General features: G+C 33.7%; 26 protein-coding genes. 15 read left to right on the top strand and 11 right to left on the bottom strand.

Features of this window, described 5'->3' with window-relative positions:
* The first annotated feature begins 21 nt into the window (after positions 1–21).
* The gene (locus AC3ITQ_RS06940; RefSeq protein ID WP_072970321.1) at positions 22–930 is read left to right on the top strand and encodes a pseudouridine synthase; all 909 of its coding nucleotides are present in this window, start codon (positions 22–24) and stop codon (positions 928–930) included.
* Positions 931–992: 62 nt separating this feature from the next.
* Here the strand turns inward: AC3ITQ_RS06940 and AC3ITQ_RS06935 are convergent, their stop codons facing one another.
* Positions 993–1,595 (bottom strand): DUF937 domain-containing protein, encoded by a 603-nt coding sequence (locus AC3ITQ_RS06935; protein ID WP_489237569.1) that lies wholly within the window; start codon positions 1,593–1,595, stop codon positions 993–995.
* A 283-nt stretch (positions 1,596–1,878) separates the two neighbouring features.
* Complete coding sequence (locus tag AC3ITQ_RS06930; protein ID WP_489237567.1) at positions 1,879–2,379, bottom strand: DUF456 domain-containing protein; 501 nt, start codon at positions 2,377–2,379, stop codon at positions 1,879–1,881.
* A 46-nt stretch (positions 2,380–2,425) separates the two neighbouring features.
* Between AC3ITQ_RS06930 and AC3ITQ_RS06925 the strand changes: the two genes are divergently transcribed.
* The gene (locus AC3ITQ_RS06925; RefSeq protein ID WP_489237565.1) at positions 2,426–2,824 is read left to right on the top strand and encodes a hypothetical protein; all 399 of its coding nucleotides are present in this window, start codon (positions 2,426–2,428) and stop codon (positions 2,822–2,824) included.
* Positions 2,825–2,854: 30 nt separating this feature from the next.
* On the top strand, positions 2,855–3,340 hold the full coding sequence (locus AC3ITQ_RS06920; RefSeq protein ID WP_194658219.1) for a hypothetical protein: 486 nt from the start codon (positions 2,855–2,857) through the stop codon (positions 3,338–3,340).
* A 117-nt stretch (positions 3,341–3,457) separates the two neighbouring features.
* Here the strand turns inward: AC3ITQ_RS06920 and AC3ITQ_RS06915 are convergent, their stop codons facing one another.
* Both AC3ITQ_RS06915 and AC3ITQ_RS06910 read right to left on the bottom strand, forming a co-directional pair.
* On the bottom strand, positions 3,458–4,561 hold the full coding sequence (locus AC3ITQ_RS06915) for a glycosyltransferase family 2 protein (RefSeq protein WP_489237563.1): 1,104 nt from the start codon (positions 4,559–4,561) through the stop codon (positions 3,458–3,460).
* Positions 4,558–5,484 carry a hypothetical protein gene (locus tag AC3ITQ_RS06910; protein WP_489237561.1) on the bottom strand — a complete coding sequence of 309 codons (927 nt, stop codon included), beginning with the start codon at positions 5,482–5,484 and terminating at the stop codon, positions 4,558–4,560. The genes AC3ITQ_RS06915 and AC3ITQ_RS06910 overlap by 4 nt, the downstream gene beginning before the upstream one ends.
* Positions 5,485–5,631: 147 nt before the next feature.
* On the opposite strand from AC3ITQ_RS06910, the gene ruvC reads away from it, so the two are divergent.
* The 9 genes from ruvC (at position 5,632) to AC3ITQ_RS06865 (ending at position 11,890) form a co-directional block, all read left to right on the top strand.
* Positions 5,632–6,186, top strand: coding sequence for a crossover junction endodeoxyribonuclease RuvC (ruvC, locus tag AC3ITQ_RS06905; RefSeq protein ID WP_026982724.1), 555 nt, complete (start codon positions 5,632–5,634; stop codon positions 6,184–6,186).
* Between the two features lie 102 nt (positions 6,187–6,288).
* A complete protein-coding gene (locus tag AC3ITQ_RS06900; protein ID WP_489237559.1) occupies positions 6,289–6,660 on the top strand; it encodes a four helix bundle protein in 372 nt (123 codons plus the stop codon).
* A gap of 111 nt (positions 6,661–6,771) precedes the next feature.
* A complete protein-coding gene (hemW, locus tag AC3ITQ_RS06895) occupies positions 6,772–7,908 on the top strand; it encodes a radical SAM family heme chaperone HemW (RefSeq protein WP_489237557.1) in 1,137 nt (378 codons plus the stop codon).
* 93 nt (positions 7,909–8,001) lie between these two features.
* The gene (locus AC3ITQ_RS06890) at positions 8,002–8,760 is read left to right on the top strand and encodes a cyclase family protein (protein ID WP_489237555.1); all 759 of its coding nucleotides are present in this window, start codon (positions 8,002–8,004) and stop codon (positions 8,758–8,760) included.
* A 35-nt stretch (positions 8,761–8,795) separates the two neighbouring features.
* The gene (locus tag AC3ITQ_RS06885) at positions 8,796–9,857 is read left to right on the top strand and encodes a DUF4421 family protein (protein WP_489237553.1); all 1,062 of its coding nucleotides are present in this window, start codon (positions 8,796–8,798) and stop codon (positions 9,855–9,857) included.
* An 83-nt stretch (positions 9,858–9,940) separates the two neighbouring features.
* Positions 9,941–10,345 (top strand): GNAT family N-acetyltransferase, encoded by a 405-nt coding sequence (locus AC3ITQ_RS06880; protein ID WP_489237551.1) that lies wholly within the window; start codon positions 9,941–9,943, stop codon positions 10,343–10,345.
* Complete coding sequence (locus tag AC3ITQ_RS06875; RefSeq protein WP_489237549.1) at positions 10,342–10,692, top strand: DUF4260 domain-containing protein; 351 nt, start codon at positions 10,342–10,344, stop codon at positions 10,690–10,692. The genes AC3ITQ_RS06880 and AC3ITQ_RS06875 overlap by 4 nt, the downstream gene beginning before the upstream one ends.
* Positions 10,693–10,700: 8 nt before the next feature.
* Positions 10,701–11,069, top strand: a complete 369-nt coding sequence (locus AC3ITQ_RS06870) for an MmcQ/YjbR family DNA-binding protein (protein ID WP_489237547.1) — start codon at positions 10,701–10,703, stop codon at positions 11,067–11,069.
* Between the two features lie 98 nt (positions 11,070–11,167).
* Positions 11,168–11,890: a PH domain-containing protein gene (locus AC3ITQ_RS06865; protein ID WP_489237545.1), complete on the top strand. Its 723-nt coding sequence runs from the start codon at positions 11,168–11,170 to the stop codon at positions 11,888–11,890.
* Positions 11,891–12,020: 130 nt separating this feature from the next.
* On the opposite strand, the gene AC3ITQ_RS06860 is transcribed toward AC3ITQ_RS06865, so the two are convergent.
* Positions 12,021–13,121, bottom strand: coding sequence for a DUF4407 domain-containing protein (locus AC3ITQ_RS06860; RefSeq protein ID WP_489237543.1), 1,101 nt, complete (start codon positions 13,119–13,121; stop codon positions 12,021–12,023).
* 234 nt (positions 13,122–13,355) lie between these two features.
* On the opposite strand from AC3ITQ_RS06860, the gene AC3ITQ_RS06855 reads away from it, so the two are divergent.
* Together AC3ITQ_RS06855 and AC3ITQ_RS06850 are read left to right on the top strand one after the other, a co-directional pair.
* Positions 13,356–16,166 (top strand): TonB-dependent receptor, encoded by a 2,811-nt coding sequence (locus AC3ITQ_RS06855; protein ID WP_489237541.1) that lies wholly within the window; start codon positions 13,356–13,358, stop codon positions 16,164–16,166.
* A 72-nt stretch (positions 16,167–16,238) separates the two neighbouring features.
* Positions 16,239–17,297, top strand: coding sequence for a phytase (locus tag AC3ITQ_RS06850; RefSeq protein WP_489237539.1), 1,059 nt, complete (start codon positions 16,239–16,241; stop codon positions 17,295–17,297).
* A 124-nt stretch (positions 17,298–17,421) separates the two neighbouring features.
* On the opposite strand, the gene pckA is transcribed toward AC3ITQ_RS06850, so the two are convergent.
* Positions 17,422–19,026, bottom strand: coding sequence for a phosphoenolpyruvate carboxykinase (ATP) (gene pckA / locus AC3ITQ_RS06845; RefSeq protein WP_489237537.1), 1,605 nt, complete (start codon positions 19,024–19,026; stop codon positions 17,422–17,424).
* A 204-nt stretch (positions 19,027–19,230) separates the two neighbouring features.
* Positions 19,231–19,617, bottom strand: coding sequence for a DUF423 domain-containing protein (locus tag AC3ITQ_RS06840; RefSeq protein ID WP_489237536.1), 387 nt, complete (start codon positions 19,615–19,617; stop codon positions 19,231–19,233).
* 195 nt (positions 19,618–19,812) lie between these two features.
* Between AC3ITQ_RS06840 and AC3ITQ_RS06835 the strand changes: the two genes are divergently transcribed.
* Positions 19,813–21,177: a saccharopine dehydrogenase family protein gene (locus AC3ITQ_RS06835; protein ID WP_489237534.1), complete on the top strand. Its 1,365-nt coding sequence runs from the start codon at positions 19,813–19,815 to the stop codon at positions 21,175–21,177.
* A gap of 146 nt (positions 21,178–21,323) precedes the next feature.
* Here the strand turns inward: AC3ITQ_RS06835 and AC3ITQ_RS06830 are convergent, their stop codons facing one another.
* From AC3ITQ_RS06830 to AC3ITQ_RS06815, 4 genes are all read right to left on the bottom strand, one after another.
* Positions 21,324–22,547: a M56 family metallopeptidase gene (locus tag AC3ITQ_RS06830; RefSeq protein WP_489237532.1), complete on the bottom strand. Its 1,224-nt coding sequence runs from the start codon at positions 22,545–22,547 to the stop codon at positions 21,324–21,326.
* Positions 22,544–22,915: a BlaI/MecI/CopY family transcriptional regulator gene (locus tag AC3ITQ_RS06825; protein WP_026982709.1), complete on the bottom strand. Its 372-nt coding sequence runs from the start codon at positions 22,913–22,915 to the stop codon at positions 22,544–22,546. The genes AC3ITQ_RS06830 and AC3ITQ_RS06825 overlap by 4 nt, the downstream gene beginning before the upstream one ends.
* Positions 22,916–23,185: 270 nt before the next feature.
* Positions 23,186–24,157: a DUF6624 domain-containing protein gene (locus AC3ITQ_RS06820; protein WP_489237530.1), complete on the bottom strand. Its 972-nt coding sequence runs from the start codon at positions 24,155–24,157 to the stop codon at positions 23,186–23,188.
* 20 nt (positions 24,158–24,177) lie between these two features.
* A complete protein-coding gene (locus tag AC3ITQ_RS06815) occupies positions 24,178–24,600 on the bottom strand; it encodes a toxin-antitoxin system YwqK family antitoxin (protein ID WP_072970602.1) in 423 nt (140 codons plus the stop codon).
* Between the last annotated feature and the right edge of the window lie 7 nt (positions 24,601–24,607).

Here is a 24,607-nt window from a genome sequence, read left to right as displayed (position 1 = left end):
TTTGCACAAATTACAGAATTTATGAACAATAAGGAAGGCAATAATAAAAGAGGCGGTTCGAGACCAAATAGCTCGAAATCAAACTCTAGCAAGCCAAAACCTCCTATGGCGAAACGTGCGCAAGGGCCAAAAAAAGTGAAGCCGGCTGTTAAAGCTGCTGAAGAAGAAAAAGCAGAAAAAATTAAAAAACAGAATCAGGCTCCAAAAAGACAGAAAGCAGCAGACGAGATTCGCTTGAACAAATACATCTCGAATTCAGGTGTTTGCTCGCGTCGTGATGCCGATATATACATTCAGTCTGGAAACGTTAAAGTAAATGGCGTTCCGGTTACTGAAATGGGTTATTTAGTAAAATTAAACGATGTTGTCAATTTTGACGGGGTTACTTTAACTCCTGAAAAGAAAGAATACATCTTGTTGAACAAGCCTAAAAACTTTACGACTGCACTTGACGAAGGTCAGGAATATCGTAACGTTCTGGAACTTGTTCGCGGTTCTACAACAGCAAAAATTGCTCCGATTGGAAGAATGGACAAAAACACTACTGGTTTGTTGTTATTCACCAATGATACAGATATGATTCGTAAATTTACTTTACCGAGTCAGAAATCGTCTAAAATTTATCAGGTTTCGCTAGACAAAAACTTAAAATTTGAGGATTTAGAAAAAATCAGCAAAGGTTTGGTTCTTGACGGACACCGCGTATTTGTTGAAGAGGTTAGTTATATTGATAATGAGCCAAAGAGCGAAGTTGGGCTTAAATTACGTTCATCGAATGTAAAAGTGGTTCGCGCTATTTTCGAAAACTTCGAATATGATGTTTTACGTATAGATCGTGTATCATTTGCGGGTTTAACCAAAAAGAATTTACCAAGAGGTAACTGGCGCTTTTTGACCGAGCAAGAAATTATCAATTTGAAAAACGTTTAATAAACGATTCAAATTCAAGAATATAAATCCTGTTTTACTTTTGTAAGATGGGATTTTTTTATTTAGAAGCTGAAAAAGTTGTGTCCAAAAAGGGTAAAAATAGATCTTCCCATAGATTGGTTTTTGTCTTCCACTACTTCATGACATGAAAATCCTAAGATAATTTTGATTCCGGGTTGGATACTGTTTAGAATTTCTCTTTTTTGTTCTTCAAGAAGTAATTTTAAACTGTCTAGTAATTGCATGTTGTTCTTAAGGTAAGAAACTACTAGTAAGGCTGAGAAGTTAAGTATTTCTCTTGCGGTTTCGCTTTTGATTCCGACTTCGTTTGAAATCATTTCAGAAATTCTTCCTTTTTTTTCAGTGAAAATTCCTTTCAATATTGCATTTCCTTCTATTCGGTAGCAGTCATCGACTGATAAGATTCTACCTGATGTAAAATCGACTTCCTGGTAAAAAGTGGAATCGTCTGCAATTAAGGTGGTCAATTCTTTATAGAAACCCGATTCGCCGGCCCTGTTATACAATCCCATTAAAACGGTTCCGATCGAGACATCGATTCCTTTGATTAAGAGTGCATCATTTTCAAAATAAAACTTGTTCAACTTGGAAACAACATTAGAAGAAATAAAACGTCTAAGTTCAATTTGTAGGTTAGGAGTCATACTTAATTTATTTAAAAAATTATTTATACTTATTCAAAATAATCGATAAAAGGGGCGTTTTTATCGTTTATCAGGATAAAAATATAAAATATTTTAACATTTCCAAAGATTAAGTTAAAAATTTAATGGTGGATTTAACATTTATTTTCATCAAAAACTTCGCATCCCCACTAAACATAACCCTTTCGTTATCAAAATAAAAAGAAAATATTTTTTAAAAAAATCAAATTTTTCCCTAAAAGTTCTTAAAAAATAGGAAAAAACTTAAGTCAATGTTACATAATTAAAACAATATGTTTCGATATTCCCATGTTACACGCAAAAAAATACCTAGAAAAATAATACAAAACATAAAATTGATAAAACTGGAAGCAAGAAACCCCAGCAAAGATCCGGTTGCGGCTTTTAATGCTCTTTTGTGGTTTTTCGAATCATAAATAAGTTCGCCAATAAACGCACCAACAAACGGTCCGATGATAACGCCAAACGGAATTGGAGCCAAAATTCCAACAACTAAACCAATATTAGTTCCCCAAATTCCATACGAACTGCCACCAAATTTTTTGGTTCCTTTTGCCGGAATTATGTAATCCAAAATTGTAATTGTGATAGTTATTAAAAGCGTAATTCCAAGAACCCAATAGTTGTTTTCGACTGCTTTTGTCAAATACAGCAATAGCAATCCAACCCAACAACTCGACAAACCAGGTAAAACAGGCAGAAAACTACCAAAAATCCCAATAATAACGCATATAAATCCAAGTGTGAACAATAGTAAATCCATATATTTTTTTGTAAATTTGTCTTGCAACCGTCAGAAAAATTAGACAATGCATAGACTTTTAAAATTATCTTTTATTTGTTTTTTGATTTTTTCAATCAACGATAGTGCTTATGCACAAGTTAAAAAATTAGCTGTCGATGATCAATTAATCCAGGACAGTATTTATAAAAGTAATAAGAAAAAGGTATTAAATTTTTCCATGAAGGAATTTGACGAGCTTTTCTTCGAATATTTTAATCGAAAAAATGATCCAAATATTACTTTAACAAAAACCGAGTTTTACAATTATACCGTTCAGATTGCTACTTTTTCAGATCGTTTGGCGCATTTGTATCCTGATCAAAAGGAAATTGCTGCGACAAACAAAGAAAAATGGCTTTCAGAAAGCTACGAAGAATATTTGCAATACAAAGCTTCTCAAAAAAAAATAATCGTATTTTTATAATCTAATTAGTTTACAATCAATATTAAAGCCTTGAAGCAGTTTCCTATTTTTTTAGTTTTTATTATTTTCAATTCTTGTCAATATTTTGACAAGCAGGTTCCGTCTGAAAAAGAATTACTTCAAAAAGAGTTAAAAGCCATCAACTGGAAAGAAGTTGACGAATATCCTTCAGTTGCTGAATGTGAAAAAATAGCCGACAAAAAACTGCGCCAGCAATGTTTTTTTGAAGTTATGGGACAACTTATTGAAGCAAAACTAGACATCGATACTTTATCAATCCTTTATCCGGAATTGGATACCATCGAAGTCAAAGTAACCGTTTTCCCAAACGCTACGATGAAATTTGAACCACAGTTTCCTAAAGATACTGTGGCTTATGATACCATTAAAATAGACAGTATTCTGCACGCCCGTTTAGTCGATTTCCCAAAAGTAAATCCTGCAATCAAACGCGGAATTCCGGTAAAAACACAATTTATTCTGCCTGTTATCATTAAGGCTAAAGATCAGAAATAAATCATCAGAATTTTAAGGAGCTATTTCCTGCTGTCCTTCCAATCTTTTGCGCCGAACCCCGGCACAAAAGGATTTTCCCTCCCATCAGGGCTAGGGCACTCTTTTTCATGAGAAAGTTTATAGTTTAAACCTTCTCCCCTTCCATTCATAACTTCCAAACAAACTATACAAAGCCACAGCCGAACTAAAAAAAGGATAAAGTAAACTACTTAAGAATAGACTTTTTATTCGGCTTTTTGTCAAGAATTGATTCGTGACATAAAGCAAAACAAAATCAATCCCAAATTTAAAAAAGACAAACAAGACAAATATTGGATAAGACCAAATTCCGAACAGTAAAAAGAAAAAACCAGTTACAAAGCTCAGATTTCCAAGGAAAACAATCAATCCTAAAAACTTTCCAAAAGTACTTTTGTACGAACTTGTTTTCGCCGCCCAGCGCACTCTTTGGTAAAATAAAGCTTTCCAGGTTTCTGTTGGTTTGGTTATTACAATCGCTTCTTCCGCTTTTAAATAATGAACTTCTTTTGGAAATTCCTCTACCGCTTTTTGCAATAAAAAAACATCATCGCCGCTGGCAATTTTGTTGTTTCCCTCAAATCCATTCAGTTTTTCAAACAAAGATTTTGTGTAGGCAAAATTGGCTCCATTACACATAAAAGCTTTATTTAAACCAAAACTTCCTATTGTAGCACCTTGTAAACTCGTTAAATCCAATTGTTGAAAATGATGCAAAAACGAATTCTCACATTCATACGAAACGGCTCCGGCCAACATCGAAACCTGATTTTCCTGTATATAATTATCGAAGATTAAAAGCCAATTTTGAGGCACAATACAATCGGCATCTGTCGTAATTACCCAATTGGTTTTTACGTGCTGCATTGCTGTTGAAATGGCGTCTTTTTTAGGAGAATTTGAAACGCGAATATTGTCAATCAAAGTAACTTGAAACTTGAAACTTGAAACTTGAAACTTTTCTTTAGAACTATCATCAACTAAAATTACTTCGAATAAATCTATTGGATAATTTAAGTTTGAAAAGCTATTTAAAAGATTCGGAAGATTCTCGGCTTCATTTCGGAAGGGAACTATAATTGTGAAACTAGTTTTTGGCTGTAAACCTTTATTCTGATAATTTTTTATTCGGCCAAAGCCAAAAATCAATAGACTTATACTGATAAAATAAATTGGCAATATGACAAATAAAACCAAAATCATTCAGCAACTTTTGTTTTAAAATTCAGCACATAATAACTTCCCCAAACTACTGGCAATACCACATTTAAAAACCACATTAAAGTAGTCACGAAAACTACAATCCATTCGTTTACATGCAAAACTCCGAAGAAATAAACCGCAACGCTTCCTTTTACAGCAAAATCTAAAAACTGAAAAGTGGGTAGTGAAGAAGCTAAAAAGTAAACAACAGCAATCGTTGAAATCAAAGTCCAATAAGGCAAATCGACATCAAAAGCCAGAAACAAAAAGTAATATTGATGCGAGAAAACCAAATAACGCAAAATACCTAAAAGAATATTTTTGCGATGAATTGATTTCGGAATTTCATTGATTTTCTGAATCAGCTTTTCAATGGAATAGCCTTTGATTTTTATTTTTTTTAAGAATATAGAAAATAGAAGAAAGAAAATAGATATTGCGAATATTATTATAACCCATTTCCAATATCCCAGAAAAAGTAAGCCGATTGTTCCAAAGATCACTGTCAAAATCATCTGGATTCCGTTGCAGATTAAATTCAGAAAAACGACATTTTTTGCTTCAGATTTTGGGTAATACAATGCTTTTCCAGCGTACTCTCCTACTCCATTTGGGGTAAAAATTCCGGCGGTTAATGCGGCTAAAACTTGTTTTGTGGCTTCTCCTAAAGAAATTTCATGAATAACTTTAGCCAGATTCTGCCATTTTAAAATCTCAAAATAGCGATTCAAAACACTTAACAGCAATATAAACCCAATTCCTAAAACCGATTGATTTTTACGAAATAAAACAAGGAACTTCTGCCAGTCAAGTTTATCGTTGTTTGCAAGCTGATTGTAAATAAAATAAAATGCACCGCCTACAATCAAAAGTTTGATCAGAAGAACTAGGAATTGCTTAGCTTTGTGAGGAATTGAAATCATGCCGCAAAAGTAAGCAAAACTATTGCTTAAAAGCTATTTCACAAAGATTCGCAAAGGAATCGCAAAGATGCGCAGAGTAACTTAAAAAAACTTTGCGAAACTCCGTGAAAACTTGGCGAAGCTCTGTGTAACTCAAACAAAAAAAAATTGACAAAAGAACGCATCATATTAGGTATAGACCCCGGAACCACAATCATGGGTTTTGGACTGATTAAAGTCATCAACAAAAAAATGGAGTTTTTGCAGTTGAACGAACTGCAATTGTCCAAATATGACAATCATTACCAAAAACTAAAAATCATTTTTGAGCGTACTATTGAACTTATAGAAACGCATCATCCTGATGAAATTGCGATCGAAGCTCCTTTCTTCGGAAAGAATGTTCAATCGATGCTAAAACTAGGACGCGCACAAGGTGTTGCCATGGCGGCGGGACTTTCCAGAGATATTCCGATTACTGAATACGAACCCAAAAAGATAAAAATGGCGATTACCGGAAACGGAAACGCCAGCAAAGAACAGGTTGCCAAAATGCTGCAACAGCTTTTAGGACTGAAAGAATTGCCTAAAAACCTCGATTCAACTGATGGTTTGGCAGCGGCTGTTTGTCATTTCTTTAATTCCGGAAAAATTGTGGCAGGGAAAAGTTATTCGGGTTGGGATGCTTTTGTAAAACAAAATGAAGACAAAGTGAGGAAGTAGTATTCAGTGGTCAGATTTTTAGTAATCAATTATTAGCTAAAAAAAAGATTTTTTTTTAAATATAATTTTCTTACAAAATAATCGTTTTGGATAAAAAACTTAATGAAATTTCAAGATTTACTGGCTTACAAAAAGTCTTTTTCTTTAGCAATGAAGATTTTTAATATTACAAAACAGTTTCCGAAAGAAGAAACGTACTCATTAACAGATCAAATTAGACGTTCATCCAGAAGTGTTCCAGTTACTATTGCTGAAGCTTACAGAAAACGTATTTATCCGAAACATTTTTATAGTAAATTAACTGACTCTGATGGTAAAAATTCTGAAACACAAGTTTGGCTGGAATTCGCTCTTAATTGTAAATATATTTCAAACGAATTGTATAATCAACTTTTATCCGAAAGTATTGAAATAGGTAAATTATTAAACTATATGCTATTAAACCCAGAGAAATTCGGAGTCAGAAAGGAGTAATCGGTGATCCGTTTTTTAGTTATCGTTATAATCTGAATACTAAAAAACTGAACACTGAAATCTGAATACTAAAGACCTGAACACTAAAAACCTGAACACTGAACACTAAAAATGAGCGGTATCTACATCCATATTCCATTCTGCAAGCAGGCTTGCCATTATTGCGATTTTCATTTTTCGACTTCGATGAAGAAGAAAGAGGACATGGTTTTGGCTTTGGCCAAAGAAATTGCCATGCGTAAAAGTGAATTTCAAAATGATGTTGTAGAAACCATTTATTTTGGTGGCGGAACACCTTCTGTTTTGACAAATGACGAAATAAACTTTCTAATCTCAGAAGTTTATAAAAACTATAAAGTCTCAGAAGATCCGGAAATTACGCTTGAAGCAAATCCGGATGATTTGTCTTCAGAACGAATTTTAGAATTATCCAAAAGTCCGATAAACCGTTTAAGCATTGGGATTCAGTCTTTTTATGAAGAAGATCTGAAAATGATGAATCGCGCTCATAATTCGGCGGAAGCCAAAAAATGTTTAGAAGAAGCAACCAAATATTTTGATAATATTTCTCTTGATTTGATTTACGGCATTCCGGGATTAACAGATGAAATGTGGAAACAAAATATTGAAACTGCTTTGAGTTTTGGCATTCCGCATATTTCAAGTTATGCTTTGACAGTTGAACCTAAAACTGCTTTAAGAAAATTAATCGATACCGGAAAAATTGCTGAACCACAGGACGAAGTGGCTTCCAATCATTTTATGATTTTAGTCGATACACTTCAAAAAAACGGTTTTATACATTACGAATTATCGAATTTCGGGAAAGAGAATTATTTCTCGAGAAACAATTCGGCGTATTGGTTAGGTAAAAAATATATCGGAATCGGGCCTTCGGCACACAGTTATGACGGCGAAAAAAGAGGCTGGAATATTGCTAATAATTCGCTTTACTTAAAATCGATTCAGGAAAATATTTCACCTATTGAAACTGAAGTTCTGTCAAAATCGGATTGTTATAACGAATATATTATGACGGGATTACGCACGATTTGGGGCGTTTCATTAGAACGAATCGAAAAGGAATTTGGATTAGAATATTTGGATTATCTGAAAAAACAAAGCCAGAAATTCCTAAACGATGATTTACTTTCAATTGAAAATGACATTTTAAAACCAACTGCAAAAGGAAAATTTCTGACAGATGGAATCGCTTCAGATTTATTTTATCTAAATTTGGAAGAATAAAAATTAGAACGCTGATAAAACGGATGCAAGCAACGCTGATTGAAAAAATCCGTAAAATCCGCGTTAGAATATCCGTAAAATCCGCGTTCCATTATGCTAGCACTTCTTAATAACAAATATCAAATCGACTTATCAAAACCCATTGATATTTCAATTCCGTTAACCAATACAGACGAAAACCCGATTGCCTGGTATATCGAAAAACCAGTTATTGAACCTGTTGTTTTTGGCGACTGGATTGGAAAAGTTTCAGAAGGAAAATCATCAACGAATTTCAATAATATTTTCTTTAATCCGCATGGGCATGGAACCCATACAGAATGTCTGGGTCATATTACAAATGATTTTTACAGCATCAATCAGGCTTTAAAGCAATTCTTCTTTTTTGCCCAATTGATTACAGTGGAACCTGAAAAAATTGGAGAGGATTATGTTATAACCAAAGATCAAATTTCGGCTTCTTTAAATGGAACCAAAACGGAAGCTTTAATCATCAGAACACTTCCGAACCAGGCAGCAAAAAAATCAAGAAAATATTCGAATACAAATCCGCCTTATTTGTCTGAGGAAGCAGCATTTTTCATCCGCGAAAGCGAAATTCAGCATTTATTGATCGATTTACCAAGCGTTGACAAAGAACATGACGAAGGAAAATTATTGGCTCATAAAGCGTTTTGGAATGTAAAAGACACGCATAATGTAAATAAAGACGCCCGTTTTGAAGCCACAATTACAGAAATGATTTTTGTTTCTGATGAAATTCAGGATGGGAATTATGTACTAAACTTACAGATTGCTTCTTTTGAAAACGATGCAAGTCCAAGTAAACCAGTTTTATATAAAATAATTTAGTAGTTTTATAAACAGCAACCAGCAATCTTTTCGAATTGAAACCAATAAAGAAACAAAGCTTCAGCAGTACAAATCATAATACAACTGGATTATGTGTTTTTCTGATCACTTTATTCCTGAATTTCTCCACCCTTTACAGCCAAAACGAAAAATCTCAGGACACTGCTAATTTCATCTATTATCCTGATAAAATAATGATCAGGACAAACTTGAGCACGCAAAGCGACAACTATCTTCTAAATAATAAAAAGGGCGCAAATCTTGATCTGGAAACCAATAATAGCTACAAACTATTTCTAAGTGTCGATTATAAATTTATAGGCTTCAGTTACGGTTTTTACCCAAAGTTTTTTGGCGGAAATAAAGATGAAGATTTAAAAGGAAAATCTACTTTCTCAGATTATAACTTCCGTTTCTTTTTAGGACGGTGGCTTCAAACGGTGAATTATAGCAAAACAAAAGGCTATTATGTCGCTAATATGAAAGATTTTGCACCGGATTGGGTTGAAGGAAAAGATCCGTATCTTCAATTTCCCGATTTTAAAACCTTGCAATTAGGAATGTCGACTTCCTATATTTTCAACCCTAAATTCTCTCTTAAAAGCATTACCACCTTTACGGAATGGCAGAAAAAAAGCGCCGGAAGTTTCGTTCCGTCTTTAATTTATAGTTACAATACCATTCGTTCAAAATCAGACGATATTGACGGTAAACAAAAAGAATTTGATCTTCGTCTTGCCGCAGGATATTATTATAATTTCATTATAAACAAAAGATTTTATGTGGCTTCCCATTTATCGCCTTCCTTAGGTGTAAAATTCATGAAGGACAAAAGCATAGATTCGGGAGTTGAAACTATTGAGAAAGACACCTATTTCACGAGAAACCTTGATGGTGGCTTAAAAATGGGATATAATTCAGACCGTATACTTTTTGGTGCCAGTTTAAATTTCAGTGTTAGTTCTTATAATCAGGATAAATCTACTGTTATCAGTAATGACAAAATTTTTGGATTATTGTATTTTGGCTACCGATTTGATGCACCCAATTTTATTGCAAAACCTGTTGAAAAAATTGACGGTAAAATTAAAATGTAAAATAATAAGGTGCTAAGGTACTAAGGCACCACATTTTCTTAGTATCTTAGAACCTTAGCGCCTCAGAACCTATTCAAAAAAAAATGAATCAGATTACCGTTTCGACCGATAAAAACAAACTAGATGTTCCTTTCATACAAAACTTCCTAAAGGATATTTATTGGGCTGCAGGCCGAACTATTGACGAAGTTCAGACTACTATTGATGCTTCCGTTTGTTTCGGAATCTACTTAGACGACAAACAAATTGGTTTTGCGCGTGTCATTACAGATTTTGTAGTTTTTGGATATGTCATGGATGTTTTTATTACCGAAGAACATCGTGGAAAAGGCTACTCGTCTATTTTAATTGAAAACATGATGACCGAACCCATTTTAAAAAACATTCAAATTTGGAGACTGGCCACAACCGATGCTCATTTTTTATATGAGAAATTCGGTTTTAAAGCTTTGGAACATCCTGAAAAAATGATGGAAAAGAAACTATGAAAACAATTATCAAACTCGAAGAATTAGGTTTATTTATACTCGGAATCTATTTATTTAGTCTTTTAAATTACCAATGGTGGTGGTTTTTGGTGTTAATTTTAGCTCCTGACTTTTCGATGCTTGGTTATGTTTTTAATACTAAAATTGGTGCTTTTCTCTATAATGTATTCCATCATCGGGGAATTGCGGTTTTGGTTTATATTTTAGGCTGCTATTTCAAAATTGAGATTTTGCAGCTTACAGGAATTATATTATTTTCACATTCGGCAATGGATCGTTTTTTTGGATACGGTTTAAAATATGAAAGTGGTTTTAAATACACGCACTTAGGTGAAATTGGTAAATAATAAAGATTATGAATCTGGAAACGTATTACGAATATTGTCTCTCGAAGAAAGGTGTTAGCGAACATTTTCCTTTTGATGAAGACACTTTGGTTTTTAAAGTGGGCGGAAAAATGTTTGCTTTATCTTCCTTATCGCAATGGGAAAAGAACGAACCATCAGTCAATTTAAAATGTGATCCGGAACGTGCTCAGGAACTCCGAGCAGAATATGATGAAATAAAACCAGGCTTTCATATGAGCAAAGTACACTGGAATACTATCGCGCTGAACGGTAGTTTGTCGACCGCTTTTATAAAAGAACTCATCGATCATTCGTATGACTTGGTTTTCAAAAGTTTGACCAAGAAAATTCAAAACGAAATTATCGAACCGAGGTAATTTTTTACCGAACAGGCGGAGCAATTAGAAAATTAGGCATTACATTTGCAGCATCAGTCAAAAACTTAGCAACTCAGTTACTTAGCAATTTATCAAACATGAAAGAACAATTTAAAAAATTTCTAAACGAAGAACAAGATCCAAAAGCGATTGAAAAAATCACCTCAAAACTCAATGATTTATTGATGAAGGGTGAGGAAGTTGGATATATCGCGGTTCAAAAAAAACCAGCAATTACTGTTTTTCCAGATAGTATTGTATTAACAAACAAAAGAATTATTATCTGTAAACCTAAAAACTTAGGCCTTTCAATGGACTTTACAGATTATACCTGGGATGAAATCGTGGGGACTTTTGTAAAAGAAAATATATTAGGTTCCGAATTCTCATTTTCTACAAAAACAGACATTCAGGTTTCAATAGATTATATTCCTAAAATTCAGGCGAGAAAAATCTATACTTATGCTAAAGAACAATTGGACATTTTAAAAAATCCAGTTTCTACTGCGACTCCTATTCAGGAGGCAATTGAAGCAGAATATGAATATGAAGAGGTGGAAGAAGAAGCAGTTGAAGAAGTAGAAACTGAAGAAGTAACGAATTATGCTGAAATTATGCCAGCTGTTACCCCTTCTCCATCTTATGAAACGTATGAACCAATTCAACCTGCACCAACTTCAACAGGAGAACGTAAATTAAGTGAATTATCTAAAGAAGAACTTTTTGATAAGTTACAGAATTATAAAAAACTTCTTGATAACGGATTGATCATGCAAGGTGAATATGATGCTTATAAAAAAGAGATTTTGAGTTATATGTAATTTAGTCAAAAGTCATAAAGTCGAAAGTTTAAAAGTCATTCACTTTATATAAAAAAGAAAGCCAGAAATAGAAATTTCTGGCTTTTTAGTTTTTCAGACTTTAAGACTTTCGACTTTCAAACTTTATGACTTAGAGAGTAGCTTTCTGTTTTTCTACAAAACTATTTGATTGCAACTCTAATAATTCTGTTGCATTTTTACGTTGCAGATCGTATAAACTTTTATCCTCAGCAATATCAGCATAAACCCTGTCGTGCATTTGAGCACTCGTTTTCTTAAGTAATTCGCGTTGGTATTTGTTTTGTTCCAATGTCGCTTTCATCGCTGTTTCCGCTTCTTCCTGTTTAAAGTCGAATTCGCCTTTTGGCGCTAACAATTTGGCAATAATTGGAGAGGTTTCGATCGCCAAAAACAATAACATTATAAAGAAAGAAGGCAGCCATGGTAATTTATTCAAAGCGTTAATCCTGGCCATTAAACCATCAAAACCTTCAATAATCGGTTGTGTTTGTGAAACTTTTTTATCTAAATCGGCTTGCAATTGTTTGCCTGATTTTTCTTTCTCAGCAATTTTTGCTTCGTTAGTTGTTTTTAAGGTTTCGAATTCTTTTAAAATGGCATCGTGTTTCTCGCGTTTTTCTTTATAAACAGGACCTTTTCCTAGTTTTTTAGTTCCGGCAGTTCCTTCTGCTTCTGTAATATATGTTGAATATAAAGCGTTTACTTCTTTTTCTTTTTTTACGATATCTGCTTTTAAAGACGCAATCTCAGCTTTGTTTTTATCTAAATCTGATTTGAAATAGGTTCCAATTTGTTTTTTATTGGCCAATTCCATTTCGTTTTTTTCCTTCAACAAAACAGTATTGATCTCTTTTTCGAAAATTTTAATTTCCAATGGTTTCGAAATTACGATGGCAATAATAATCGCCAATGCAATACGAGGTGTCGCTTGCAGAAATTCATCCATAAAGCGATCTCTTTTTTTGATAGTCGAAACAATAAATCGGTCTAAATTGAAGATCAACAAACTCCAGACAAATCCAAAAATAAGGGCAGGATAAATAGAGTCAAAAACAGTAAAAAGCGCATAAGCACTGGCAAGGAATGCCATAACTGCAGTAAAAAAAACGGTGGCCCCAATACCAACATATTTGGTTTGTTCGCCTTCTGAACAGCCCTCAAGAAGATCTCGATCGGCTCCAGAACAAAGGATGAAAAATTGTTTTAACATGATTGATGATTTTTGATTGATTGATAAGGCAAATTTAGCGCCAAAAAATTAATTCTGAGGTAAATAGTTGATTTGTTTTTACTTGACTATAAAAAATTTGTTCTAAATAAATGTTATTTAAACATTAATAACTTTCTCTTTTTCCTACGAATCATAACAGTATGTTAATTTTTTTAAAGGCTTTTAGTAATACTAAGGTTCTAGTTTCGCAACCAAAATCAAACTAAAAAACTAATGAAAAAATTTTATTTATTACTAATGTTTGCATTATTAACCTTTTCCGGTTACGCTCAAAAAGCAATAATCTCAGGAAAAGCATTAGATGCAGACGACAAGCTTCCCTTACCAGGAGCAATGATTCAAATTGTGGGTGAAAATAAATACACCGTTTCAGACTATAATGGTCGTTTTGAATTGCTTAATATTAATGAAGGAACATACCAGGTACAAGTAAAATATATAGGATATACTACAACAACTCAGGAAATCAAAGTAGAGGCAGGAAAAAACAATGTTCTTGATTTTGCACTTAAAACTTCAGGAACTGAGTTGAACGAAGTGGTGGTTGGAGACATTTTAAAAGGTCAGGCCAAAGCACTGAATCAACAAAAAAATAATAAAAACATCGGAAACGTAATTTCATCTGACCAAATGGGTCGTTTTCCTGATGCCAACGTTGGAGACGCATTAAAACGCGTTCCGGGTATTACCATGCAAAATGACCAGGGAGAGGCTCGTAATATTATTATTAGAGGTTTGGCTCCGTCATTGAACTCGGTAACTTTGAATGGAGACCGAATTCCATCTGCAGAAGGAGACAACAGAAATGTTCAAATGGACTTAATTCCTTCTGATATGATTTCGACTATCGAAGTAAACAAAACCTTAACTTCAGATATGGATGCTGATGCAATTGGAGGTTCTGTAAACTTAATTACAAGAGCAACTCCAAACGGGGAAAGAATTTCTGCAACACTTGCGGGGGGTTATTTACCAATTCGTGAACATGCTTCTTACACTGCCGGACTAGTTTACGGAAACCGTTTCTTCGACAATAAATTAGGAGCTGTTTTCAGCGGATCTTACAACAATGTTGATTACGGATCAGATAACATCGAAAACGAATGGGTAAAAGATGATTTCGGAAATGAATATTTACAGGCTTCTGAAGTTAGAAAATATGATGTTCAACGTATTCGCCGAAGCGGTTCTGTTGCTTTAGATTATAAATTTGACGAAAACAATACCATTTTTGCCAATGCCATTTATAACTGGAGAGATGATAGAGAAAACCGTTTCAGAACTACTTATGATGATATTGAACCTCTTTACAATGGAGAAGAAATTATTGGTTTTGAAGGTCGTGTAAAACGCCAGACAAAAGGTGGGGTTGACAACGACAGAAACAAAAACAGAAGATTAGAAGATCAGCGTGTTCAGAATTACTCAATTCGTGGAGAACATTTGATTAACTCAAAATTAGATTTAGACTGGTCTGCGAATTATGCAAAAGCAAGAGAGTATCGTCCGCAAGAGCGTTATATTGAGTACCGTCAGAAAGGTTTAGAAATGATGGAAAACTTATCTGATCCAAGATTTCCTTTAATGACGACTGTTGGTGAATCTACAGATGAATTTGAATTTGATTCGGTTACAGAAAATACAGATGAGACAAGCGAAAGTGAATTTGGTGCTAAAATCAACATTCGTTTCCCTTTCACCGTTATTCCTTCAGAAAAAGGAAGACTTAGAACGGGACTTAGATTACGTTTAAAAGAAAAAGAAAGAAATAATATGTTCTTTTCTTACGAGCCAATCAATGACGGAATGGGATTATTATCTGAAATTCCAACCAGTTATTATGACGGAAAAGGATTTAATCCGGGAAGTAAATATGTACCGGGAACTTTTGCATCTGCCAATTTCTTAGGAAGTTTAGATTTGAACAATTCAGCGTTATTTGACAAAGAAGCAGATCCGGCAGAATATTTAGCCGTAAACTACAATGCTAAAGAAAATATCTACGCGGCTTACGTAAGATGGGATCAGGATTTTAACGACAAACTTTCCATGGTTTTAGGTTTCCGTTTAGAGAACACACATATCGATTATACAGGAAACAGAGTTTTGGATGAGGAGGAATTAGAAAGTGAAATCAACACTACAAACTCTTATACTAATTTATTACCAAGTATTTCATTTCAATATAATGCGACAAAAGATTTAGTTTTAAGAGCGGCTGCTACAACAGCTTTGGCTCGTCCAAACTATTATGCATTGGCTCCTTATGTAAATAATATTGCTGCAGACAAAGAAATTACAGCTGGAAATCCAGATTTGGATGCAACGTATTCTTATAACTATGATTTCATGGCTGAGAATTATTTCAAATCAGTTGGTTTGATTTCTGGTGGTGTTTTTTACAAAAGATTAAATGATTTCATTTACAATTACAGTGATAATCAATACGACAGCGTAAAATTTGCTACTGATTTTCCAAATCAGATCAACCCAATTCCGGTTGGAGAAAACTGGTCATTTGTACAATCAAGAAACGGAGATAAAGTTGATGTTTACGGTTTTGAAGTGGCGTTTCAACGTCAGTTAGATTTCTTGCCTGGGAAATTCTTAAAAGGTTTTGGAATCTATTTGAACTACACATATACAAAATCGAAAGCAAAAGGAATTGCTGACGAAGATGGAAACGAAAGAAACGATATCAGCCTTCCGGGAACAACGCCACATATGTTTAATGGATCATTATCTTGGGAAAACAAACGTTTTTCAGCCAGAGTTTCAACCAACTTCACATCAGATTATTTAGATGAATTGGGTTCTGAGTCTTACAAAGACAGTTATTATGACAAGCAGTTTTTCTTAGATGCCAATGCTTCTTTCAAAATTACAAAACAACTTCGCGTTTTTGCTGAAGCCAACAACTTAACAAACCAACCGTTGCGTTACTACCAAGGAGTTGAAGCGCACACCAAACAAGCTGAATACTATCAGGCCCGTTACAATTTGGGATTGAAATTTGACTTGTAATAACCATTTATAAAATTCTTAAATTAGACAGGACTTTGGGGTTCTGTCTAATTTTATTAAATAAAAATCAGAATGAAAAATAATTCTATAATCACTTTTTTACTTTTAAGTACTTTATTCCTTTCCTGTAAAGATGATAAATTAGCGCCCGTTGCTGCAAACGCAGTTAAACCAACAATCGTTACAGAAGCTTTACCTCACGATACTGATGATCCTTCTATCTGGATTCATCCAACCGATTCTACAAAAAGCATTATCGTAGGAACAGATAAAGACACTGACGGTGGTTTGTATGCTTTTGATTTAAATGGAAAAATTGTCGGTAAATCAGAAGTTTTAAAACGACCAAATAATGTTGATATCGCTTACGGATTAATCGTTGACGAAAAAAAAGTTGACGTTGCCGTAACAACAGAACGTGAAAGCAACAAAATCAGAATTTTTAGTTTACCTGATTTGAAAGCAATTGATAACGGTGGAATTCCGGTTTTTGAAGGAGAAGAATTACGTGATCCAATGGGAGTTGCTTTATACACACGACCAGGTGATCATAAAATTTTTGCTGTTGTAGGAAGAAAATCCGGACCATCCGGAAGTTATTTATGGCAATATGAACTTTCCGGAAACGGGAAATTTGCCACTGCAAAAGTAGTACGCAAATTTGGTGCTTACAGCGGAAAGAAAGAAATCGAAGCCATTGCGGTTGATAATGAATTGGGAACAATTTTATACTGCGACGAGCAATTCGGAATTAGAAAGTACAAAGCTGATCCTGCTTTAAATGATAATAAGGAAATGGCTTTATTCGGAAAAACGGGCTTTAAAGCTGACAATGAAGGAATCGCAATTTATAAAAAAACAGATTCTACCGGATATATTTTAGTATCAAACCAACAAGCCAATACCTTTATGGTTTATCCAAGAGAAGGTGCAAAAGGCAATCCAAATAATTATCCTTTATTGGCAGAAATTCCAACTTCAACAATTGAATGCGATGGTGCTGATGTGACCAGTATTAATTTGGGAGGAAAATATAAAAACGGTCTTTTTGTAGCCATGAGCAACGGAATGACATTTCATTATTATGCCTGGGATTTGATGCAGCAACGTATTGATGCCGCTAAAAAATAATATTTTAGGTTTTTCAGCCGCAGGTTTCAGTGTTTTATTTATTTTTTTTTTACTGCGGTTGAATACCAAACAAAAAAGCTGTTCATAACGAACAGCTTTTTTTAGTTTGAATTAGTAATTTTCCTTATTCTGTTTTTGGCGCACCGGCCAAGATTTCTTCATTTGCAAATTCTTCAAATTTCGCAAAATTAGCTTTGAATTTCTGAGCTAATTCGATTGCTTTTTTATCATATAAATCTTTGTCTTCCCAAGTGTTTCTAGGATTCAAAATCTCTTCTGGAACATTCGGGCAAGATTGTGGTTTTGCAATTCCAAACACTGCATGATCTTTATATTCTACGTTATCCAATTCTCCGTTTAATGCAGCAGTAATCATGGCACGAGTATATTTTAATTTCATACGGCTTCCTGTTCCGTAAGGCCCACCTGTCCAACCTGTGTTGATCAACCAAACTTTTACGCCTGCATCTTTCATTTTTTTAGTTAGCATTTCGGCATAACGTGTTGGGTGCAAAGGCATGAATGGTGCTCCAAAACAAGCTGAGAAATTAGGCTGTGGTTCTGTTACACCCGCTTCAGTTCCGGCAACTTTAGCCGTATAACCTGAAATAAAATGGTAAGCAGCCTGACCCGGAGTCAATTTTGAGATTGGAGGCAAAATTCCGAAAGAATCCGCCGTTAAGAAAAATATATTTTTTGGATTGTGGCCAATAGAACCTGGCTGAATATTATCAATATGTGTTATTGGGTAACTTACACGCGTATTTTGAGTGATAGAAACATCATCATAATCCACTTCATTTGTTCCTGCTTTGAAAACCACATTTTCTAAAAGCGCTCCTTTTTTGATCGCTCTAAAAATGTCCGGTTCATTCTCTTCAGACAAGTTGATTACTTTAGCATAACAACCACCTTCAAAGTTAAAAACTGTATTTTCAGCAGTCCATCCGTGCTCATCGTCACCAATTAATTTACGTGCAGGATCTGCAGATAAAGTAGTTTTTCCTGTTCCTGATAATCCGAAGAAAATGGCAGTATCTCCACCTTCACCAACATTAGCACTACAGTGCATTGGTAATGTATTTTTGAAAACTGGTAAAATGAAATTCAAAGCAGAGAAAATTCCCTTTTTCATTTCTCCTGTATATCCTGTTCCACCAATAAGAGCTATTTTTTTAGTAAAATCTAAAATTGCAAAATTAGACTGACGTGTTCCGTCTACAGCAGGATCTGCCATAAAACTTGGTGCACAAATTACTGTCCATTCCGGAGTAAAGTTGGCTAATTCAGATTCTTCTGGTCTTAAAAACATATTGTAACAGAACAAATTAGACCAAGCCGTTTCTGTTACTACACGAACATTTAATCTGTAATTAGCATCTGCACAAACATATGAGTCACGTACAAATACTTCCTTATTTGATAAAAACTGTGTTACTTTATTATATAATTTTTCGAAAGCTTCTGATGAAAACGGAATATTTACATTTCCCCACCAAACCTTATCTTCAGTAATACTATCTTTTACGATAAAACGATCTTGTGGAGAACGTCCTGTAAACTCGCCTGTATTGATCGCCAATGCTCCTGTAGAGTTTTCGACACCTTGTCCTGATTGCACTGTAATAGCATGCAGTTCATCCGCAGATAATTGGTAGTGAACTTTGGCATTTTCAATTCCTAATTCCTTTAACGAAATCGATTGCGATAAAAGTGTGTGAGTGTCCATAAATTTGTAGTTGTGTATATTTATTTTTAACTGAAAAACATTTCTTACTCTGATCTTTAAATACTTACATTTTAAAATATTGAATTGTTATATTTTTTATTGATACCAATAAAAAAGAATAAAAATTCACAGAAGTAAAGTTTTATGTTATTTATGAGACAAAATTAAAGATTAATTCTTAGATAGAATTTTTTATTCTGTATTTTATGATTTTTGCTTAAAAATATTAACAAATAATGCCAACCAAGCGAGAATTAATAAAAATCCGCCCAAAGGTGTTGCGAATACGATAATTTTAGAATCGAATAATGTAAGGTTTTTTGTAGCTAATAAATAGATAGAACCACTAAATAAAATTACCCCTGCAATCGTTAAATTATAGATTGTTTTTAATGTTTTTGGAGAGAACTCTTTTCGGGTTGAAAGAAAAAACAAAAAGAAAGCATGATACATCTGATAACGAACCCCGGTTTCAAAAGTAACCAGTTGCTCTACTGATAAATATTTTTTGAGAAGATGTGCTCCAAAAGCCCCTAAAATAATAGCCAGCATACCTATAAATGCACCAGTCAGTATAATTCTTCTTTTCATAATCTTCTACTACTTTTAATTTTAAAGCAAAAATACTTCAAAGTATTCAAAAAGCTTTTTACTTTCTGCAATCTTTTTTTGAGAAAAGGAATTCTTTAAAGTTTTATCTGAAATAAAATACATTTCATTTTTTTAAATCAATTCAATTGTTATATTTGTAACAAATTAATATATTTGTGTTACATATTTAAAAACATGAGAAGCATTTTAATTATCGGAGCTGGAAGATCAGCATCATCCTTGATACGTTATTTACTATCAAAGTCAGAAAGTGAAAATCTACATCTTATTGTAGCTGATCTATCATTGGCCCTAGCCGAAAAAAAGACAGAAAAACATCCCAATGCTACTCCAATTGCTTTAAACATATTTGATGCCGATGAAAGAAAAGCTGCGATAGAAAAAGCCTCTATCGTAATTTCGATGTTACCGGCTCATTTACATATAGAAATTGCAAAAGATTGCCTTCAGTTTAAAAAACATCTTGTAACCGCTTCCTATATAAGTGATGCTATGCAGGCACTTGATGAGGAAGCCAAAAAGAACAATTTGATTTTTATGAATGAAATTGGTCTTGATCCCGGAATTGATCATATGAGTGCAATGAAAGTTATTGACGAAATTAGGTCAAAAGGCGGTAACATGCTGCTTTTTGAATCGTTTTGTGGCGGCTTGGTTGCTCCTGAATCAGATAATAATTTGTGGAATTACAAATTTACCTGGGCACCAAGAAATGTAGTATTGGCGGGTCAGGGTGGCGCAGCAAAATTTATTCAGGAAGGTACTTATAAATACATTCCGTACGGAACTTTATTTCGCAGAACTGAATTTCTTGAAGTAGAGGGTTATGATAAATTTGAGGCCTATTCCAACCGTGATTCGCTTAAATATCGCTCTATTTATGGTTTAGATGATATTCTGACTTTGTATCGCGGAACTATTAGACGAGTTGGTTTTTCTAAAGCATGGAATATGTTTGTGCAACTCGGAATGACAGATGACAGCTACATCATGGAAGATTCTGAAAACATGAGCTACCGTCAATTTACAAACTCATTCTTGCCGTATCATCCAACGGATTCTGTTGAAATTAAAACCCGATTGATCTTAAAAATTGACCAAGACGATATTATGTGGGATAAACTTTTGGAACTGGATTTATTTAATCCGGACAAAAAAGTGAATTTACCAAATGCGACTCCTGCTCAAATATTAGAAAAAATACTATCTGACCGTTGGACTTTAGCGCCAGACGATAAAGATATGATTGTGATGTACCATAAATTCGGTTATGAATTGTATGGTGAGAAATCGCAAATCGATTCGAAAATGGTTTGCATTGGAGACGATCAAACGTATACAGCAATGGCAAAAACAGTCGGACTTCCGGTTGCTATGGCGACCTTATTGATTTTGAATGGAAAAATCACAACTCCGGGCGTGCAGCTTCCTATTAAAAAAGAAGTGTATTTGCCTATTTTAAAAGAATTAGAAGAGTATGGTGTTGTTTTTAACGAACAAACCATGCCTTACTTTGGATATAATCCGGACCTATTTTAGTTCTGATTACTTTTTTTTGAGAATTTTTTTTTTAGTTTTTAATTTTATCCGCTTCAAGTTCCAGAAGCGGATTTTTTTTTTGAAGGGGCAAAGGTTTATCCCAGTAAACCTTTGTCCCTTTAAACCTCAGCCCCTTTTCTCAAAACCTATTTACTTGGCTGAATTGTAATTGGCAGACTGTACATAACGCGTACTGGTTTTCCTTTGTCAGAAGCCGGAATCCATTTTGGAGAAAGTTTCAGAACACGAACTGCTTCTTCTCCAGCACCATATCCTAATTTATCTCTCAAAATAGTAATTTCGCTTAGCGAGCCATCTTTCTCAATTATAAATTGAAGGTAAACTTTGCCATTTGTTTTGTTTTTTGAAAGCTCTTCCGGTATTCTATAATTTTGTCCAACAAGCTTATAAAACTCCAGAATTCCACCCGGAAACTCAGGTTGAACATCGACATCAGTAGTCATCATGAAATCTTTAGATTGATTTTCTATTTTTGAAACTTCCTGTGCAACGACATCAGTGCTAAAAATAAAAAGCATTAAAACACTAACAATCCCTACAGTAAAAACTTTTAGGATAATTTTAAGCGGAGATTCTTCTTTGGTCATCATAAGAAAACGTTTTTTTGTTATTAAATAATTGATATTACTCGCCAGAGCGATATTTGTTTTGTCATAAGCAATATCAAGCAGCAGGCTCTGATAAGTTGAAACCGATTCAAATTGTTCGTTTACAGCCTGATCTGCCAGAAATTCATGATTGAGTTTAATGGCTTTTTTGTATAAAATAATAAGCGGATTAAACCAGAACAAAATTTGTAAAACTTCAATAAAAAGGATATCCAAAGAATGTTTTTGTTTAATATGCGCTTCTTCGTGTGCAATTAATTCAGATGGAATTTTGCCGTTTTCAAACTCATCATTATTGATAAAAATGGAGTTCCAAAAAGAGTGTGGCAAAATGGATTCCTTAACCAAAACAATTTTTTGATCGTTTACAATTTGAATTTGATTGTATTTGATGTTTTTATAAAAAGAATACAAATTCTTTGTAAAACGGAAAATCAAAACGAACGCCACTAAAGCGTAAATGATTCCTAAAGTATAGATCAAAATCTGATAATAATTTATTTGATCTGAAACCTTCTCATTGGTTTGAATTATGATTCCGTCAAGCTGAACAACACTAATTGGCGTTGAGAAAAGAGGTTTAATTGAAAACAACTGCAATGGAATTACAAAGCTAAAAATCAAACTTCCAATTAGATAAATACGATTAAAGCGAAACATCCTTTCGTTTTCTAAAAGCAATTTATATACCGCAAAGAATATTAAAAGCAGTACTCCGGATTTTAAAAGATACGTTATCATTTTTTCTTCTTTTTAATTTCTGAATCGATTATTTTTTTGAGCTCTTCTAATTCCGAAGTGGATAAGTCGGTTTCGGTGGTAAAAAAAGAAGCAAATTGTGACGCTGAGTTATTAAAGAAACTACTAATTAGTCCGTTTACGTGTTTGGAGAAATAAGCCGTTTTTTTAACCAGCGGATAATATTCACGAGAATTTCCGAATTCATTGTAAGCGACAAATTTCTTGTCGATCATTCTTTTTAAAAGCGTTGCAACGGTTGTGGTTGCAGGCTTTGGCTCTGGATACGCTTCAAGCAAATCTTTCATAAAAGCTTTTTCAAGCTTCCAAAGATGTTCCATTAATTGCTCTTCTGAGTTTGATAATTGCATATTTTTTGAGGTTCTAAGGTTCTAAGATACTGAGGTTCTAAGATACTGCGATTCTAAGTTTATAAAAGAAATCTTTATTCTTTATTCTTTATTCTTTATTCTTTATTCTTTATTCTTTATTCTTTATTCTTTATTCTTTATTCTTTATTCTTTATTCTTTATTCTTTATTCTTTATTCTTTATTCTTTATTCTTTATTCTTTATTCTTTATTCTTTATTCTTTATTCTTTATTCTTTATTCTTTATTCTTTATTCTTTATTCTTTATTCTTTATTCTTTATTCTTTTTCTGATTTAGAAGTTTTTCAAATTCCGGAAGTTCTTTTTTATACGCTTCCACATCCCAGGTCGCATTCCAATTTTTAAGATAATCCGACATTGTCCCCAACCCTACAGAAGCTCTTCTTTTATCAACATTATCAGGATCTTCAAGCGGAGAAACAAACGGTATCTTAGTAGTTGGATGATAGGAAACCTGACTTCCGTAAATCTGTTTTTTTCCTTCTCTCAGGGCAACTCTATCTTCAAGCAAAGCCAAAGAACTTGCTTTTGCATTCCCTTTTTTAACGGCATCTCTCATCATTGGAAGATATTTTTGCTGATATTGTAAATCGGCATGTTGTATAACCAAAAACAAAGTTTGATTGGCCTGCGATCCCACAACATCTTTTCCAACCCAGCCTCTTTCATCTAAAATCTTCATTACCCTGATCAGATTGATACTGTCTTTTTTGCCCATTAATTTACCAATGCTGTCGATTTTCTTTTTATCAGCGTTAGGTGCTTTATAAATTTTCATAAAATCTCCGCGAATACCCTGATCCTCTGTATAAATATCCAAAAGTTCTTTTTGAAGGGGCTTATCATAATTAGCGCTCAAAATATCCATTTGTTTCTGAAGCTTATCTATTGTCTTTGTCCATTCTTTCTTATTGTGCAGCGATTCTAAATCATTATCTATTTTTATGTGAGCAATGTCTTCATAACCATTATCAATTGCTAAATCCAGCCACTTAAAAGCTTTCTCATCATCATTGTTTAAAGCGGCAGCGCACGCACCATTATATAAATCTGTAGATGATTTATGTTCCATTTTAAATGCCTTTTCATAATAGCCAACAGATCCTTTATAATCTTTCGCTTTATAAGAATCATCACCTTTTGCAACAAATTCCTTATAAGTTTGGGACTGCATCAATCCAATATTCATTGTAATAAAAAAGAGAGCAATTAGTTTTTTCATAAATTTAAATCATTTAGTGGTTATTTTATTTTTTGTTCCGAGATTAATTCGCCGTTGTTATACTTTTTGATTTCGGTTAATTTTCCTTTATCCGAATAGAATTTCCAATCTCCGAAGTAAAACCAATGTGTTTCTTTTGAATTACTTTCCATTTTTGTTTTTCCTGTTGATTGTACTTTTCCGTTTTCATAATAATATTTAACCGTACAGATTCCGTTTTTGTATTTCTCCGTTTTGTAGATTTTTCCTCCAATGTAGGATTTCCACTTTTTTACCGGTTCATCGTGTTTGTAATATTCAAACGATTTGTACCTGACATTATCCTGCGTATAATCATCCATCCAAACACCTTCTTTTTTGTGATCGATCTTCTGATTGATGGGTTTGCTTTTGCAGCCGGAAAGCATAATTCCACAAAATAATAAAACAAATATTGGACGCATGTTTTTT

Source organism: Flavobacterium sp. KH_001 (assembly GCF_057840745.1).
The sequence above is the reverse complement of the archived record's forward strand: the minus strand, read 5'-3'. Positions and strand labels throughout refer to the sequence as shown.